The organism is Dyella ginsengisoli LA-4 (genome assembly GCF_000334915.1).
GTDB lineage: Bacteria > Pseudomonadota > Gammaproteobacteria > Xanthomonadales > Rhodanobacteraceae > Dyella_A > Dyella_A ginsengisoli_A.
This window is the reverse complement of the sequence record NZ_AMSF01000048.1, coordinates 1-13,618: the sequence shown is the minus strand read 5'-3', so window position 1 is coordinate 13,618 and position 13,618 is coordinate 1. Positions and strand designations below refer to the sequence as shown.

The following is a 13,618-nucleotide window of genomic DNA, read 5'->3' as shown; positions in this document are numbered from 1 at the left end:
CGACCTACTTCGGCAGGCTGTTGCGCACGTCCGGCTCGAGCCCGGCGGAGATCTGCGCCGCGCCATCACGCAGCAGGGTGACCAGCGCGCGGGCATAGGCCGCGTTGTCGGAGCCGACCGGCACGCTGGTCGTGGACGTGGCCCGATAGTCGTGGCTGGACACGTAGCCGCGCGCGTTGATGACGCAGTGGAGCGACAACTCCAGCCGCACCGCGTCCGGCGCATCCTCGTCGCCGCCGCGGAGGGCGGCCTTCGGCCCATCGCAGGCGATCGTGAGGTTGGTGAAGTAGTCCTTCTGCACCGCCGCGCGCAGCTGCGCCTCCAGCGCCTTGGCCAGTGGCGGCTCGGGCTGGAGCTTCACGCTCTGGTCCAGCCCTTTCACCTCGAGCTGCTCCGGCCCGTCGCCGAGAATCAGCCAGGGCGCCTGGTTCGGCACCACCAGGGTGTCGAGCGCGACCGGCGTGCGGACTTCGTGGCTGCATGCGCCAAGCAGGATGACTCCCGCCGCGACCAGGATACGTTTCATGGTTGCCCCCCGTTTCACAGATACCGCCCGAGCCTAACCGGCGCGCCTCCGTGCGATCAACGCCGCTGGATCACGGAACCGGAAGAATCCTGCAACCGATCGGCCCGGTCGTTCGTACGCTCGGGATGTGGGCGTTCAAGGCTTGACCCGGGCGGCTCAAGATTGCGCCACTTGCTGCCGACAGGGACAAGCGGCTCGCGGGCAGGGTCCCGCATCCCGGGATGCGGACGACGGCATCGTCGCCCGTTCCACCACACCACCGGAAGAGCCTGTCCTTGAGACCACGATCACCGACACGTTTCCTCCCCTGCCTGGCCGCCGGCCTGGCGGTCATGCTCGCGTCCGCCACGGGCGCCCGCGCATCGGTCATGCAGGTCAGGGTCCAGGACACGCATGGCGCAGCCGTCTCCGATGCCGTGGTCTCGCTGCAGCCGCTGGATCGACCCGCGCCACCGGCGCACGATGCCCTCGCCACCATGGACCAGCGCAACCTCAGTTTCGTGCCGCAGGTGCTGGTGGTGCAGACGGGTAGCAAGGTGCGCTTTCCCAACAGCGACAACGTCCGCCACCACGTCTATTCGTTTTCCCCGGCCAAGCGCTTCGAACTGAAGCTCTATGCCGGCAACCACGCGTCCACCGTGCTCTTCGATCGCCCCGGAGTGGACGTGCTCGGCTGCAACATCCACGACTGGATGCTCGGGTATGTGGTGGTGGTCGATACGCCCTGGTTCGCCAAGACCGGACCGGACGGAACGGCGACGCTCGAAGCCCCGCCCGGTCGCTACACGCTCGAGCTGTGGGACGCGCGGCAGGATCCGGCCACGGCGCCGGCCGGCGAGGCCGTGATCCTCGGCGGGGCGCCCACACAGCGGCAGTTCACCCTCACGCTGCATCCGCCCGAGCTCACCAACACCGCTCCGCCGAACCTCGAGATCGGCCTGGGAGACCGGGTCCCATCGCATGCGCATTGATTTCCGCGGCCGCCTCGCGCTGTTGCTTCTGGGCCTGTTCGTGCTGGTGCAGGTGCCCACGTTCCTGGCGTTCTACTACGCCACGCGGCAGAGCGCGCTGAACCAGGCACAGGCCCGACTGGACGCCGGCGCGAGCGTGTTCGGCGACCTGCTCGCCAGTCGCGGCAGCCAGCTGCGGGACGCGGTGCGCGTAACCACCGCGGACTTCGGCTTCAAGCAGGCGGTGGCCACGGGCGACACGCCCACCATCCACTCGGTGCTCTACAACCAGGGCCACCGCATCGCCGCCAACCTCACCGTGCTGGCCCGGCTCGACGGCCACGTGGTCGCCAGCCTCGACGGCAATGGGCGCAGCGTGCCCGCCGGCGACTGGTCGGGACTGGTCGCCGGTGCGGACGCCAACGCCAGCGGCACCTCGGTGGCGGTCATCGGCGGACGGCCGTACCAGCTGGTGATCGTGCCGGTGCGCGCGCCGACGCCGATCGCCTGGGTCGGCATGGGCTTTGCCCTCGACGGCAAGCTGGCGCGCACGCTGAAGGAGCTCACCGGGGTGGAGGTGAGCTTCGTGGCGCGCGACGACGGCGGCCAGCGCTGGGTCGCCAGCACCCTGCCCGCCACCGGCGCCGCGGAACGCGACGCGCTGTTCGCCGCGGCCGAAGGCCCCGGCGGCGAGCCCCGGCTGGTGGCGCTGGGCCCGCACGACTACTTCACCCGCTGGCAGCCGCTGCCCGGGCGCGGTGGCACGGCCGGCGCACTGCTGCAGTACTCGCGCGACCAGGCGCTGTCGAGCTATCACGCGCTCGGCGGCGAGCTGCTGCTGATCGCGCTGGTGTCGCTGCTGGCCTCGATCGGCGGCGTGCTGTGGCTGTCGCGCAACGTCACCCGGCCGGTCTCGCAGCTCGCCGAGGCGGCCCGGCGCATCGGCCACGGCGACTACCTCGGGCTGGTGCCGGTGGAACACCATGACGAGCTCGGCCAGCTGGCCGAGGCGTTCAACACCATGCAGCGCGGCATCGCCCGCCGCGAGCAGCAGATCGCCCACGCGGCCTTCCACGACAACCTCACCGCGCTGCCGAACCGGGCGCGCATGCAGCAGCTGCTGGGCGAGGCGCTGGCGCGGGCGCGCGACGACGGCCGGCCGCTGGGCGTGCTGATGCTGGATCTGGACCGCTTCAAGGAAATCAACGACACCATGGGCCACGCCATCGGCGACCGCGTGCTGGTGGAGGTGGCCCAGCGCCTGCAGGCCGGCCTCGCCGAGGGCGACGCGCTGGCCCGCTTCGGCGGCGACGAGTTCGTGCTGGTGGTCGGTGCGGCCGACCGCGCCGCGCTGGACGCCCGGGTCGACGCGGTGGTCGCCGGTGTCTCGCAGCCGGTGACGGCCGGCTCGGTGGAGCTGTTCCTGGAGGCCAGCGCCGGCATGGCGGTGTTCCCCGAACACGGCGAGCATCCGGACGACCTGCTGCGCCGCGCCGACATCGCGATGTACGACGCCAAGGAGGCGCGCCAGCGCCTGCAGGTGTACCGCAACGGGCGCGACGCCGAACACCTGCACCGGCTGTCGCTGGTCAACGATCTGCGCCGCGCGGTGCCCAACGGCGAGCTTGAGCTCCACTACCAGCCCAAGCTGCAGCTCAGCAGCCGCCGCGTCGCCCACGTCGAGGCGCTGCTGCGCTGGCGCCATCCGCAGCACGGGCTAGTGCCGCCGGACGAGTTCATCCCGCTGGCCGAGCATTCCGGCCTGATCCGCTCGCTCACCGACTGGGTGCTGCACGAGGTGATCCGGCAATGCGCCGAATGGGCCGACAGCGGACTGGACATCGGCATCGCGCTGAACCTGTCGGCGATGGACCTGGGCAGCGGCGACCTGCCCGACGTGCTGGCGCGCCACCTCGCCCGCTACCGGCTCGACCCGGGCCGGCTGGTGCTGGAGATCACCGAGACCGCGGTGATGCGCGACGCGTTCTACTCGCTGGAGGTGCTCAACCGCCTCAAGGCCTGTGGCGTGATGCTGGCGATCGACGACTTCGGCACCGGCTACTCCTCGCTGTCGCACCTCAAGCGCCTGCCGGTGGACGAGCTGAAGATCGACAAGTCCTTCGTGATCGGCATGGACCAGGACGAGGACGACGCGGTGATCGTGCGCTCGACCATCGAGCTGGCCCACAACATGGGCCTGAAGGTGGTGGCCGAGGGCGTGGAGACCGAGGCCACCATGGAGCTGCTGCATCGCTATTGCTGCGACAGCGTGCAGGGCTACCTGATCAGCCGGCCGATGGCCGTCGCCGAGGCCACGCGCTGGCTGGGCGAGGCGAGCCGGCGGTACGACGCCGAAGCGGCAGGCACGGTGGCATGAGGGTGGCCTTCGCCATGCTCGCCGCGCTCGCGCTGTCGCCGGCCGTCGCGCGCGCCGGCGACGGCCGCCTGCTGGCCACCGGCGGCGTGACCGAGGTCGAGGGCAGCGCCGGCGGCGGCCTGGTGCCATGGGCGGTGCTGGCCGGCTACGGCACCCGCGACGAGGTCGGGGCCACCGCCTTCCGCACCCGGCTCGACCTGCCCGACTACCAGCTCGATGCCTGGGGCGCCGCCTTCACCTGGCACAACCGGCTGGAGCTCTCCGTCGCACGCGACCGCTTCGACCTGGGCACGCTTGGCCGGGCCATCGGCCTGCCCGGGGCCGCACTGCGCCAGGACGTGATCGGCGCCAAGCTGCGCCTTGCCGGCGACCTGGTCTACGGCCCGTGGCCGCAGCTCGCGGTGGGCGTGCAGCACAAGCGCCTGCTGGATTTCACCATCCCGCGGCTGGTCGGCGCGCGGCGCGACCGTGGCACCGACGTCTACCTCGCCGCCAGCCAGGTGCTGCTCGGCGCCGCCGACGGCTACAACCTGCTGTGGAACGTGACCCTGCGCTCCACCGCGGCCAACCAGTTCGGCCTGCTCGGCTTCGGCGGCGACCGCGGCGGGCGCCGGCTGGTCGGCGAGGGCTCGCTGGCGGTGCTGCTGGATCCGCACGTGGCGGTGGGCGCCGAATACCGGCAGAAGCCGGACCACCTCTCGTTCGCCCGCGAGAGCCGCGCGGCCGACCTGTTCGTCGCCTGGTTCCCGGACAAGCACGTCTCGCTGACCGCGGCCTACGTGGCGCTCGGCCCGGTGGCCGGGCTGCGCGACCAGCGCGGCTGGTACCTCTCGCTGCAGGGAAGCCTGTGACCATGCGGCGTATCGCGCTCCTCGCCACGCTCGCGCTGCTGGCCGCCTGCGCCACCGCGCCGACGCACGAGCCGACGCTGTACCAGCAGCTCGGCGGCGGCGACGGCATCGCCGCGATCACCGACCATCTGCTCGATGCGTTCGCCCGCGACCCGCTGGTGGCCCCGACTTTCGATCACGTCGACATCCGGCGCTTCCGCCGCTACTTCGCCGACTATCTGTGCCAGACCGCCGACGGCCCCTGCCGCTACACCGGCGACCCGATGTCCGAGGTCCACCGTGGCATGCACATCGACGAGGCGATGTTCAACGCGGTCGTGCAGGACCTGATCATCGCGATGGACCGGGAGCACATCCCGGTGCGCGTGCAGAACCGGCTGCTGGCCCGCCTGGCGCCGCAGCGAAGGGACATCATCTACCGCTGAACGCCGCGCTCAGGCCGGCGCGTCCGGATGACGGGTGCGCCACGCCGCCAGCGCCTCGCCGTACTCGCCCAGCGCCTGCTCGTACAGATCGTAGACACAGGGGATGCAGCCCTGGCCACAGCACTCGCCGGGCTCGGGCTCCGGCGGAGGCTGTGGCCTGGGATCACGTTCCAGTTCCGCCATCGATCAGTGCGCGGGCTTGCGGAAGCGGTAGGCGAACTGGTCGGTATGCCCGCGGATCGACGGATCGAACACCTTGATGTCGTGCGGATCCTTCGGGTTGCGCAAGACCTTGCTCTCGCCGTCGAACACGAAGCCGACCGACTCGACCTGTTTCTTCACGATGGCCGGGTCGATCCGGTGCAGGGTGTCGGTATCGCTCATCCCGGAGCCGGCCGGCGCCACGTGGTCGACCACCACGAACAGGCCGCCGGGCTTGAGCGCGTCGTACACCTGCTTGTCGAACGCCACCGGGTCGACGTGGCCCATGAACTTGTCCGGGTAGTCGTGGTAGTTCTGCGAGGTGAACACCAGATCCACCGGTTCGGGCGTGGAGAATTGCGTGGCCGGCTGCACCAGCACGCTGATGTTGGCGTAGTGCGGCTCCTGCGAAAGCTTGCGCAGGTTGGCCGAATCGGGCTGGGAGACCTTGTCGTAGGCGTCGGGCCAGATCCCGTAGACGTGGCCCTTCGGTCCCACGATCGCGCTGAACACCCGGCTGAAGTAGCCGCTGCCGGGGATCAGGTCCACCACCTTCTGGCCCGGCTTCACCTCGGCGAAGGTCATCAGCGCGCCGATCTTGCGACGCGCATCGTTGGCAGCGTCCGCCTTGCGCGCGGGATCGGCAACGGCGGCGCGGACGTAGGACGGTTCCGTCCTGGCGTGCGACGACGCGACAGCGGCCATCGGCATCAGCAACGCCAGGCCGGCGGCAAGCATGGAAAGGCGCATGGCGGATCTCCGTCGGGGAAAGGCGACAGTGTGCACCCTCGACCGGGCCGTCGTCGCCATGACCGCCGCCCTATGCCCCAGCGCCCACTGTTGCCGTGCCCCGCTCCACGTAGTACTAGTGCTGCGTCCCGCCCGGACCGCCGTCACGACCAAGGATGCCGCCGATGACCTTGCTGTTCGCATGCGTTTTCGTCCTCCTGCATGCGTCGGCGATCTTTTTCCTGCCTGCCTATGCCATGCAGGTGTCCTACGCCTTCCTGCTGGCCGCGCCCCTGATCGCGGCCGCCGCGGCCCTGCGCCGGGGTCTGCGGGGCGGATGGCGCGCCGGTCGTGGCTGGCTGCTGATGGCGCTGGGCATGGTGTCCTGGGCACTGGGCATGGCGGCAAGCCTGCGCCAGGACCTGTTCCTGGACAACGCGAACGCGGCCCCGGGCGACAGCACGCTGCTGTTCGTGCTTTACGGCGTGCCGATCGTGCTGGCCATCTCGGCACCGTACGTGGAGGGCGAGTCCCCGCTGGTGCGGGTCATCGACGCCATGCTCGCCCTGGCGTTGGGTTACCTGTTCTACGTGCACGTGTTCAGCGTGGTGACCCTGCATGGCGCAGGCAGCCGCGAGCAGGCCGAATACATGGCCCGCATGCTCGATGCCGAGAACCTGTTCGTACTGCTCGCCTCGGCCATCCGCTTCAGCGCCAGCGACCGCCGGCACGAATTCCAGTTCTACCGGGCGGTGGTCACCTTCGCCGGCCTCTACACGGTGACCACCGCCTACTACAACCACTTCGTGGCGCTGGGTGACCACCCCGACTTCGGCTCGCTGCGCGACCCGCTGGTGGACGTACCCTTCCTGGCGTTCGCCCTGACCGCCTGGCGCGAGAGCGCCCGGACGCCGCGACGACCGTCGCCCGCCCTCGTCCGCATGGTCCGCAGTGGCAGTCCGCTGTTGATGGCGCTGGCCCTGCTGGCCCTCTCTATCGTCGTGCTGCAGGAGCGCTTCTATGTCGGGGTGGCCGGCGTCGTGGTGGCCGTGCTGGGCTATGGCGCCCGCAACACCCTCACCCAGGTCCAGCACATCAAGAACGAGGAAGGGCTGCGCCGGCAGAGCGACGAGCTGGCCACGATGGCGCACACCGACAGCCTCACCGGCCTGCCGAACCGGCGCGCACTGGACGAGGCGCTGGAACGCGCCTGGTATCGGCCCGGGGTGATCCGCGACCGCATCACCCTGCTGATGATCGACATCGACTACTTCAAGCAGCTCAACGATACCTACGGCCACCCGGCCGGGGATGCCTGCCTGAAGAAGATCGCCGAAGCGCTGAAGCAGGTACTGGGGCGACCGGGCGACATGCTGGGCCGCTACGGCGGCGAGGAGTTCGCGGTTGTGATGGCCGGGGCGCCGCTGCAGGCCGGACTGGTGGTCGCCGAGCGGCTGCGCCAGACCGTCGAGGCGCTGGCGATCGAGAATTCCGGCAGCCCGCACGGGGTCGTCACGATCAGCGTCGGGGTGTCCAGCGGCATGGCCGGACTGCGCCCGCTGGACCTGCTGGTGGCCCAGGCCGACAGCGCCCTTTACCAGGCCAAGCGAAACGGCCGCAACCGCATGGCGGCCATCGACGACTAGCTAGCTGGCCCCCAGTCGCCAATGGCCGAGCGTCCGGTAGGCGTGATGACCGACCTCACCGTGCAGCAGTTCGAGCGCATCGACCGGCCACTCCACTTCCCCCTCGAGCATGACCGGTGCCGGCAACGCGCGCTCGGCATAGGCCAGGGTCACATGCGGCACGAAGCTGCGGCCCATCTGGCCGTCAAGGGCACGTCGTGCCAGCTCGCGCCGCAGGCCGTCCCGCAGCGCCAGCAGTGCCGGGACCTCCGATCCGCCGCGCAGCACGCACGGTGGCTGGCGACCGCGGAAACTGTCGATGCGATCGGCCGTCCAGACGAACGGCGTCGCTTGCGTGGCAGCGGCCTCGCCCGCGCAACGCGCCGACGCAAGCAGTGCGTCGCCCAGGCTCACATGGTCGCCAAGGAAGGCCATCGTCAGGTGGTAGCGCGCCGGCTGCACCCAGCGTCCCGTCAGTTCATGTCGCGCGCGCAGCGCGGCGGCGACCTCGGCAAGCCGCGCCCGTGCGGCTTCCGACGGCACCAGTGCGAAGAACAGGCGATGACGTGGCATGGGCGCCTGCACGGTGTCGAACAGGCTGTCTTGCGGCGAGGGCATGGCAAGGAAACGGTGGACGCCGGAACCGGGTCCGACAGGTTAGCAGCGCGATGCCGGCCTCCCGGGTTACGTTCGCGTAACGCGGTGGGGAGCATCGTCGAGGGGCGCTGCCCGGGCCCATCGCTGTCGATGGAGGCACACGTTCCGGGCCCGGTCGAGGCCCAACCGCCCCGACGCGCTCCCGACCGGGAGCCTCCGACCGCAGGTCCGCCATGTCTTCGCCTACCCGAGAAATGACCGCTTCGGACATCCACAACGTCTATCGCATGGATGCCACCCGTCCCGCCAGGCCGGCCGCACGCAAGCGCAAGGCCGCCAGGAAAACCGTCGACAAGACCGCCTCTCCGGCACGCAAGGCGGCGCGCCGCTAGCTTTGCCCTCAGCGCCCTCCCGGCAACGCCACCGAGGCAGCCCGTATCGCCGCCATGATCTCGCCGCGCAACCAGGCGTGGCCGGCTTCGTCGGTCCGCGCCGCCGACCAGTAGGCGTGGATCGGCACCGGCTTGAGCTTGAGCGGCAGCGCTTGCACCACCAGCGGCAACATCGCGGCCAAGCTCTGCGCGTAGCCGGCCGGCAGGGTCAGCAGCAGGTCGCTCGCCGCCACCACCTGGCAGGCGGCGAAGTAGTGCTGGCAGGTCAGGCGCACATCGCGGTCGCGACCGTCCTGGTGCAGCAGCACGTCCAATGCCGCCGGCTCGCCCTGCGGCGATACCGCCACGTGGCTGGCGGCGAGGTAGTCGGGGCGGCGCAGCGGGTATTTCGCCAGCGGATGGTCGCGGCGCATCGCCACCACCAGCGGCTCGTCGATCACCGCCTCGCTGGCGATCCGCGTGCCGACGCGCTGGCGGCGATCCACCGCCAGGTCGAGCGTGCCGGCCAGCAGGTCGCGCTCCAGCTCGCCCGCCGTCACCCGGCGGCTCACCAGCCGCACCCCCGGCGCCTTCTCCGCCAGCCGCCGCACCAGCGGCGGCAGGGCGATCGACTCCAGCACGTCGCGGCAGCCGATGGTGAAGCTCATCTCCAGCGCGCCCGGCACGAACGGCAACTCGCGCTGCACGCTGGCCTGCAGGCCGCGCAGGTGCTGCTGCACGTCGCCGATCACCCGCAGCGTGCGCTCGGTCGGCACCACCCGGTTGCCCTGGCGCACGAACAGCGGATCGCCGAAGTGCTCGCGCAGGCGGTTCAGCGAATGCGTCACCGCCGGCTGGGTCAGGTGCAGCGCGCGCGCCGCCGCGCTGATGCCGCCGTGCACGTGGATCGCGTCGAGCACGCGGAACAGGTTGAGGTCGATGCGGCGGGTGGGCATGCGGGCGATCCGTGCGCGGGAAATCGCGAGCATATCAATCCAGGCAATGACCCGGCATAAGGCACATGCATTTCAATGATCCGATACGCCGGCGTACGCTCCACCGGTCAACTGGAGCCGCCATCGTGGATTTCTCGCACTCCGCCCGCAGCCGCGAGCTGCTTGACCGCCTCGACCGTTTCATGCGCGAGGCGGTGATCCCGGCCGAACCGGTCTACGCCAGCCAGCTCGCCGGCGGCGCCGACCACACCCGCTGGCGCCAGCCGCCGATCATGGAAACCCTCAAGGCCCAGGCGCGCGCCGAAGGGCTGTGGAACCTGTTCCTGCCCGACGGCGAGCACGGCGCCGGGCTTTCCAACGTGGACTACGCGCCGCTGGCCGAGCGCATGGGGCACAGCTTCATCGCGCCGGAGGTGTTCAACTGCAACGCGCCGGACAGCGGCAACATGGAGGTGCTGGCGAAGTACGGCACGCCCGCCCAGCAGGCGCAGTGGCTCAGCCCCCTGCTGGACGGGACGATCCGCTCGGCGTTCTGCATGACCGAGCCGGAGGTCGCCTCCTCCGATGCCACCAACATGCGCGCCACCGCCACGCTGGACGGCGACGAGGTGGTGCTCGACGGCCACAAGTGGTGGTCCACCGGCATCGGCCACCCGCACTGCCGGGTGCTGATCTTCATGGGCCTGACCAATCCGGATGCCGCGCCGCACGCGCGCCACTCGATGGTGCTGTGCCCGCTGGATGCGCCGGGCGTCACCGTCGAGCGCATGCTCACCGTGTTCCACGACTACGACGAACCCGGCGGCCACGGCCAGGTGCGCTTCGACCGGGTGCGCGTGCCGGCGAGCAACATCCTGCTCGGTCCCGGCCGCGGCTTCGAGATCGCTCAGGGGCGGCTGGGACCCGGCCGCGTGCACCACTGCATGCGGGCGATCGGCGCGGCGGAACGCGCGCTCGCCCTGCTCTGCCGCCGCGCCGGCGAGCGCGTCGCCTTCGGCCGGCCACTGGCGGAGCTGGGCGGCAACGGCGAACGCATCGCCGAGCTGCGCATGGCGATCGAGCAGGCGCGCCTGCTCACGCTTAAGGCGGCCTGGACGCTGGATACCGCCGGCCCCAAGGCGGCGCTCAGCCTGGTCTCGCAGATCAAGGTGGTGGTGCCGAACGTGGCCCAGCGGGTGATCGACGCGGCGATCCAGATCCACGGCGGCGCCGGCCTGTCCGACGACTTCCCGCTCGCCGCGCTGTACGCCTACGCCCGCGTGCTGCGGCTGGCCGACGGCCCGGACGAGGTGCACCGCGCGGTGGTCGCCAAACTCGAACTCAAGGCCCAGCAGCAGGGAGACGCCCGATGAGCGCCGCGATCGACCAGCCGCGCCCGGTGCGTGCCGAGGACGCCTTCGACCTCGCCCGCGTGGACGCCTTCCTCAAGCATCACATCGACGGCCTGAGCGGCACGCCGACGCTCGGCCAGTTCCCCGGCGGCGCCTCCAACCTCACCTACCTGCTGCGCTACGGCGAGCGCGACCTGGTGCTGCGTCGTCCGCCGCCCGGCGCCAAGGCGAAGTCCGCCCACGACATGCTGCGCGAGGCGCAGGTGATGACCGCGCTGCGCCCGCATTACCCGTACGCGCCGCGCATCCTCGCCACCTGCCACGACGCCGACGTGCTCGGCTGCGATTTCTACGTGATGGAACGGCTGGCCGGCGTGATCCTGCGTCGCGAGCTGCCGGCCGACCTCGGGCTGGATGCCGCCGGCGTGCGCGCGCTGTGCACCGGCTTCATCGACCGGCTGGTCGAGCTGCACCGTATCGACACGAGCGACCCGGCGATCGCCGCGCTCGGCAAGGGCGAGGGCTACATCGCGCGGCAGGTCGCCGGCTGGAGCGAGCGCTACCGCCAGGCACTCACCGACGGCAGCGATCCCTGCGAGGACGTGATGGCCTGGCTGGCCGACAAGCAGCCGCCGCGCGAAACCGCGATCTGCGTGATCCACAACGACTACCGCCTCGACAACGTGGTGCTGGACCCGAGCGACCCGCTCACCATCACCGGCGTGCTGGACTGGGAGATGACCACGCTGGGCGATCCGCTGATGGACCTCGGCGGTGCGCTCGCCTACTGGGTGCAGGCCGATGACGACCCGGTGTTCCAGTCGTTCCGCCGCCAGCCCACGCATGCGCCGGGCATGCTCACCCGCCGCGAGGTGGTGGACTACTACGGCGAGCGCACCGGCTGGAGCGTCGAGCACTTCGACTTCCACGAGGTGTTCGGATTGTTCCGCCTGCAGGTGATCGTGCAGCAGATCTACCGCCGCTTCGCGCTGGGGCAGACCAGCAACCCGCAGTTCGCCGGCTTCGGCGACGCGGCCAAATACCTGGCCCAGCGCTGCCGCCGGCGCATCGCCGCCTCGGGCCTCTGAGCATGGGCGACCTGCTGCTGATACGGCACGGCCAGGCGAGCTTCGGCGCGGCCGACTACGACCGGCTGTCGTCCACCGGCGAGCAGCAATCCGCGCGCCTCGGCGTCTGGCTGGCGGCCAACGAATCAGCGCCGGCGCACGTGGTACGCGGCGCGCTGCGGCGTCACGCGCAGACCGCCGAGCACTGCCTGCGCGGCGCCGGCCTCGACGTGGCGGTGGAGATCGTGCCCGCGCTGGACGAGCTGGACCACGTCGACCTGCTCCGCCGCCATCGCCCGGATCTGGACGGCGCAGAGGCGCTGGCGGCGGAACTGCGCCGCCAGCGCGACCCGCACCGCGCGTTCCAGCAGATGTTCGTCGCCGCGGTCGACCGCTGGACCGCCGGCGCGCACGACCACGAATACACCCGCCCCTGGCCGGCTTTCCGCCAGGGCGTGCTGGCATCGCTGACCGCCCTCGCCGCCCGCGCCCGTGACGCCGAGGGCGACACCTGGGTGGTGACCTCCGGCGGGCCGATCGCGGTGATCGCCGCGCACCTGTTCGGCGCGCCGCCGGAGCGGACCTTCGCCCTGAGCTGGCCACTCGCCAACACCGGCCTGAGCCGCGTGCGGGTGAACGGTGCCGGCCCGCAGATGGTCACCTACAACGCCTGGCCGCACCTGGCCGGCGCGGCCGACCTGCTCACCTATCGCTGATTCGACATCGAGGAAACCCGCATGACCACCGAGCTGTTCGACCTCACCGGCAAGATTGCCCTCGTCACCGGCGCCAGCCGCGGCATCGGCGCCGAGATCGCCCGCCTGTTCGCCGCGCAGGGCGCGCACGTGATCGTCTCCAGCCGCAAGCTCGAGGACTGCCAGAAAGTCGTCGACGGCATCGTCGCCGAGGGCGGCAAGGCCGAGGCCCTCGCCTGCCACATCGGCGAGATGGCGCAGATCGAGGCGCTGTACGCGGCCATCGACGCGGCTCACGGCCGGCTCGACGTGCTGGTGAACAATGCCGCCACCAATCCGTACTTCGGCCCGATCACCGACACCGACCCGGCGATCTTCCAGAAGACCGTCGATGTGAACATCCGCGGCTACTTCTACATGTCCAGCCACGCGGCCAAACGCATGGCGAAGAACGGCGGCGGCTCGATCGTCAACGTGGCCTCGGTCAACGGCGTGGTGCCCGGCTTCCAGCAGGGCATCTACTCCATCACCAAGGCCGCGGTGATCTCGATGACCAAGGCCTTCGCGGTGGAATGCGCCGAGTCCGGCGTGCGCTGCAACGCGCTGCTGCCCGGCCTCACCGACACCAAGTTCGCCTCGGTGCTGGTCAACACCCCGGCGATCCTCAAGCAGGCGATGGCGCACGTGCCGATGCGCCGGGTGGCGCAGCCCTCGGAGATGGCCGGCGCCGCGCTGTACTTCGCCAGCGCCGCCTCCTCCTACACCACCGGCGCCGTGCTCAACGTCGACGGCGGCTACCTCTCCGTGTAGCCGCCCTGCTCCCTCTCCCCCGAACAGCTTCACCGTTCGGGGGAGAGGGCCGGGGTGAGGGGGAAGCTCGTCGCTCCTCAGCGATATCGCCCAAACCCGAAGCCCCC

General features: G+C 70.8%; 15 protein-coding genes. 10 read left to right on the top strand and 5 right to left on the bottom strand.

Going from position 1 to position 13,618, the window contains the following annotated elements:
* Nucleotides 1-4: 4 nt before the first annotated feature.
* Entirely contained in the window at nucleotides 5-526 is a 522-nt protein-coding gene (locus C693_RS0111990) for a hypothetical protein (protein WP_017462521.1), read from the bottom strand.
* A gap of 368 nt (nucleotides 527-894) precedes the next feature.
* Between C693_RS0111990 and C693_RS0111985 the strand changes: the two genes are divergently transcribed.
* Genes C693_RS0111985 through C693_RS0111970 form a run of 4 tightly spaced genes read left to right on the top strand, consistent with a single transcriptional unit; the run spans nucleotide 895 to nucleotide 5,129 of the window.
* Entirely contained in the window at nucleotides 895-1,497 is a 603-nt protein-coding gene (locus tag C693_RS0111985; RefSeq protein WP_157798618.1) for a methylamine utilization protein, read from the top strand.
* Nucleotides 1,487-3,853, top strand: a complete 2,367-nt coding sequence (locus C693_RS21705; RefSeq protein WP_017462519.1) for a putative bifunctional diguanylate cyclase/phosphodiesterase — start codon at nucleotides 1,487-1,489, stop codon at nucleotides 3,851-3,853. Before C693_RS0111985 ends, C693_RS21705 begins: the two co-directional genes overlap by 11 nt.
* Nucleotides 3,850-4,704, top strand: a complete 855-nt coding sequence (locus tag C693_RS0111975) for a DUF3034 family protein (protein WP_017462518.1) — start codon at nucleotides 3,850-3,852, stop codon at nucleotides 4,702-4,704. Before C693_RS21705 ends, C693_RS0111975 begins: the two co-directional genes overlap by 4 nt.
* Before the next feature lie 2 nt (nucleotides 4,705-4,706).
* On the top strand, nucleotides 4,707-5,129 hold the full coding sequence (locus C693_RS0111970) for a group I truncated hemoglobin (protein WP_017462517.1): 423 nt from the start codon (nucleotides 4,707-4,709) through the stop codon (nucleotides 5,127-5,129).
* A gap of 9 nt (nucleotides 5,130-5,138) precedes the next feature.
* On the opposite strand, the gene C693_RS21700 is transcribed toward C693_RS0111970, so the two are convergent.
* Together C693_RS21700 and C693_RS0111960 are read right to left on the bottom strand one after the other, a co-directional pair.
* Entirely contained in the window at nucleotides 5,139-5,312 is a 174-nt protein-coding gene (locus tag C693_RS21700; RefSeq protein ID WP_017462516.1) for an oxidoreductase-like domain-containing protein, read from the bottom strand.
* A gap of 3 nt (nucleotides 5,313-5,315) precedes the next feature.
* Nucleotides 5,316-6,080 carry a class I SAM-dependent methyltransferase gene (locus tag C693_RS0111960; RefSeq protein WP_017462515.1) on the bottom strand — a complete coding sequence of 255 codons (765 nt, stop codon included), beginning with the start codon at nucleotides 6,078-6,080 and terminating at the stop codon, nucleotides 5,316-5,318.
* Nucleotides 6,081-6,244: 164 nt separating this feature from the next.
* Between C693_RS0111960 and C693_RS21695 the strand changes: the two genes are divergently transcribed.
* Nucleotides 6,245-7,705 (top strand): GGDEF domain-containing protein, encoded by a 1,461-nt coding sequence (locus tag C693_RS21695; RefSeq protein WP_017462514.1) that lies wholly within the window; start codon nucleotides 6,245-6,247, stop codon nucleotides 7,703-7,705.
* Here the strand turns inward: C693_RS21695 and C693_RS21690 are convergent, their stop codons facing one another.
* Nucleotides 7,706-8,302, bottom strand: coding sequence for a 2'-5' RNA ligase family protein (locus C693_RS21690; RefSeq protein WP_017462513.1), 597 nt, complete (start codon nucleotides 8,300-8,302; stop codon nucleotides 7,706-7,708).
* 212 nt (nucleotides 8,303-8,514) lie between these two features.
* Between C693_RS21690 and C693_RS23740 the strand changes: the two genes are divergently transcribed.
* Complete coding sequence (locus C693_RS23740; RefSeq protein ID WP_157798617.1) at nucleotides 8,515-8,673, top strand: hypothetical protein; 159 nt, start codon at nucleotides 8,515-8,517, stop codon at nucleotides 8,671-8,673.
* Nucleotides 8,674-8,681: 8 nt separating this feature from the next.
* On the opposite strand, the gene C693_RS0111940 is transcribed toward C693_RS23740, so the two are convergent.
* Entirely contained in the window at nucleotides 8,682-9,608 is a 927-nt protein-coding gene (locus C693_RS0111940) for a LysR family transcriptional regulator (RefSeq protein ID WP_026107376.1), read from the bottom strand.
* Nucleotides 9,609-9,733: 125 nt separating this feature from the next.
* Between C693_RS0111940 and C693_RS0111935 the strand changes: the two genes are divergently transcribed.
* Genes C693_RS0111935 through C693_RS0111920 form a run of 4 tightly spaced genes read left to right on the top strand, consistent with a single transcriptional unit; the run spans nucleotide 9,734 to nucleotide 13,511 of the window.
* Complete coding sequence (locus C693_RS0111935) at nucleotides 9,734-10,960, top strand: acyl-CoA dehydrogenase family protein (RefSeq protein WP_017462510.1); 1,227 nt, start codon at nucleotides 9,734-9,736, stop codon at nucleotides 10,958-10,960.
* Entirely contained in the window at nucleotides 10,957-12,027 is a 1,071-nt protein-coding gene (locus C693_RS0111930; protein WP_017462509.1) for a phosphotransferase family protein, read from the top strand. The genes C693_RS0111935 and C693_RS0111930 overlap by 4 nt, the downstream gene beginning before the upstream one ends.
* 2 nt (nucleotides 12,028-12,029) lie before the next feature.
* Entirely contained in the window at nucleotides 12,030-12,722 is a 693-nt protein-coding gene (locus C693_RS0111925; protein ID WP_017462508.1) for a histidine phosphatase family protein, read from the top strand.
* A gap of 21 nt (nucleotides 12,723-12,743) precedes the next feature.
* Nucleotides 12,744-13,511 (top strand): SDR family oxidoreductase, encoded by a 768-nt coding sequence (locus C693_RS0111920; protein ID WP_017462507.1) that lies wholly within the window; start codon nucleotides 12,744-12,746, stop codon nucleotides 13,509-13,511.
* Nucleotides 13,512-13,618: the final 107 nt, after the last annotated feature.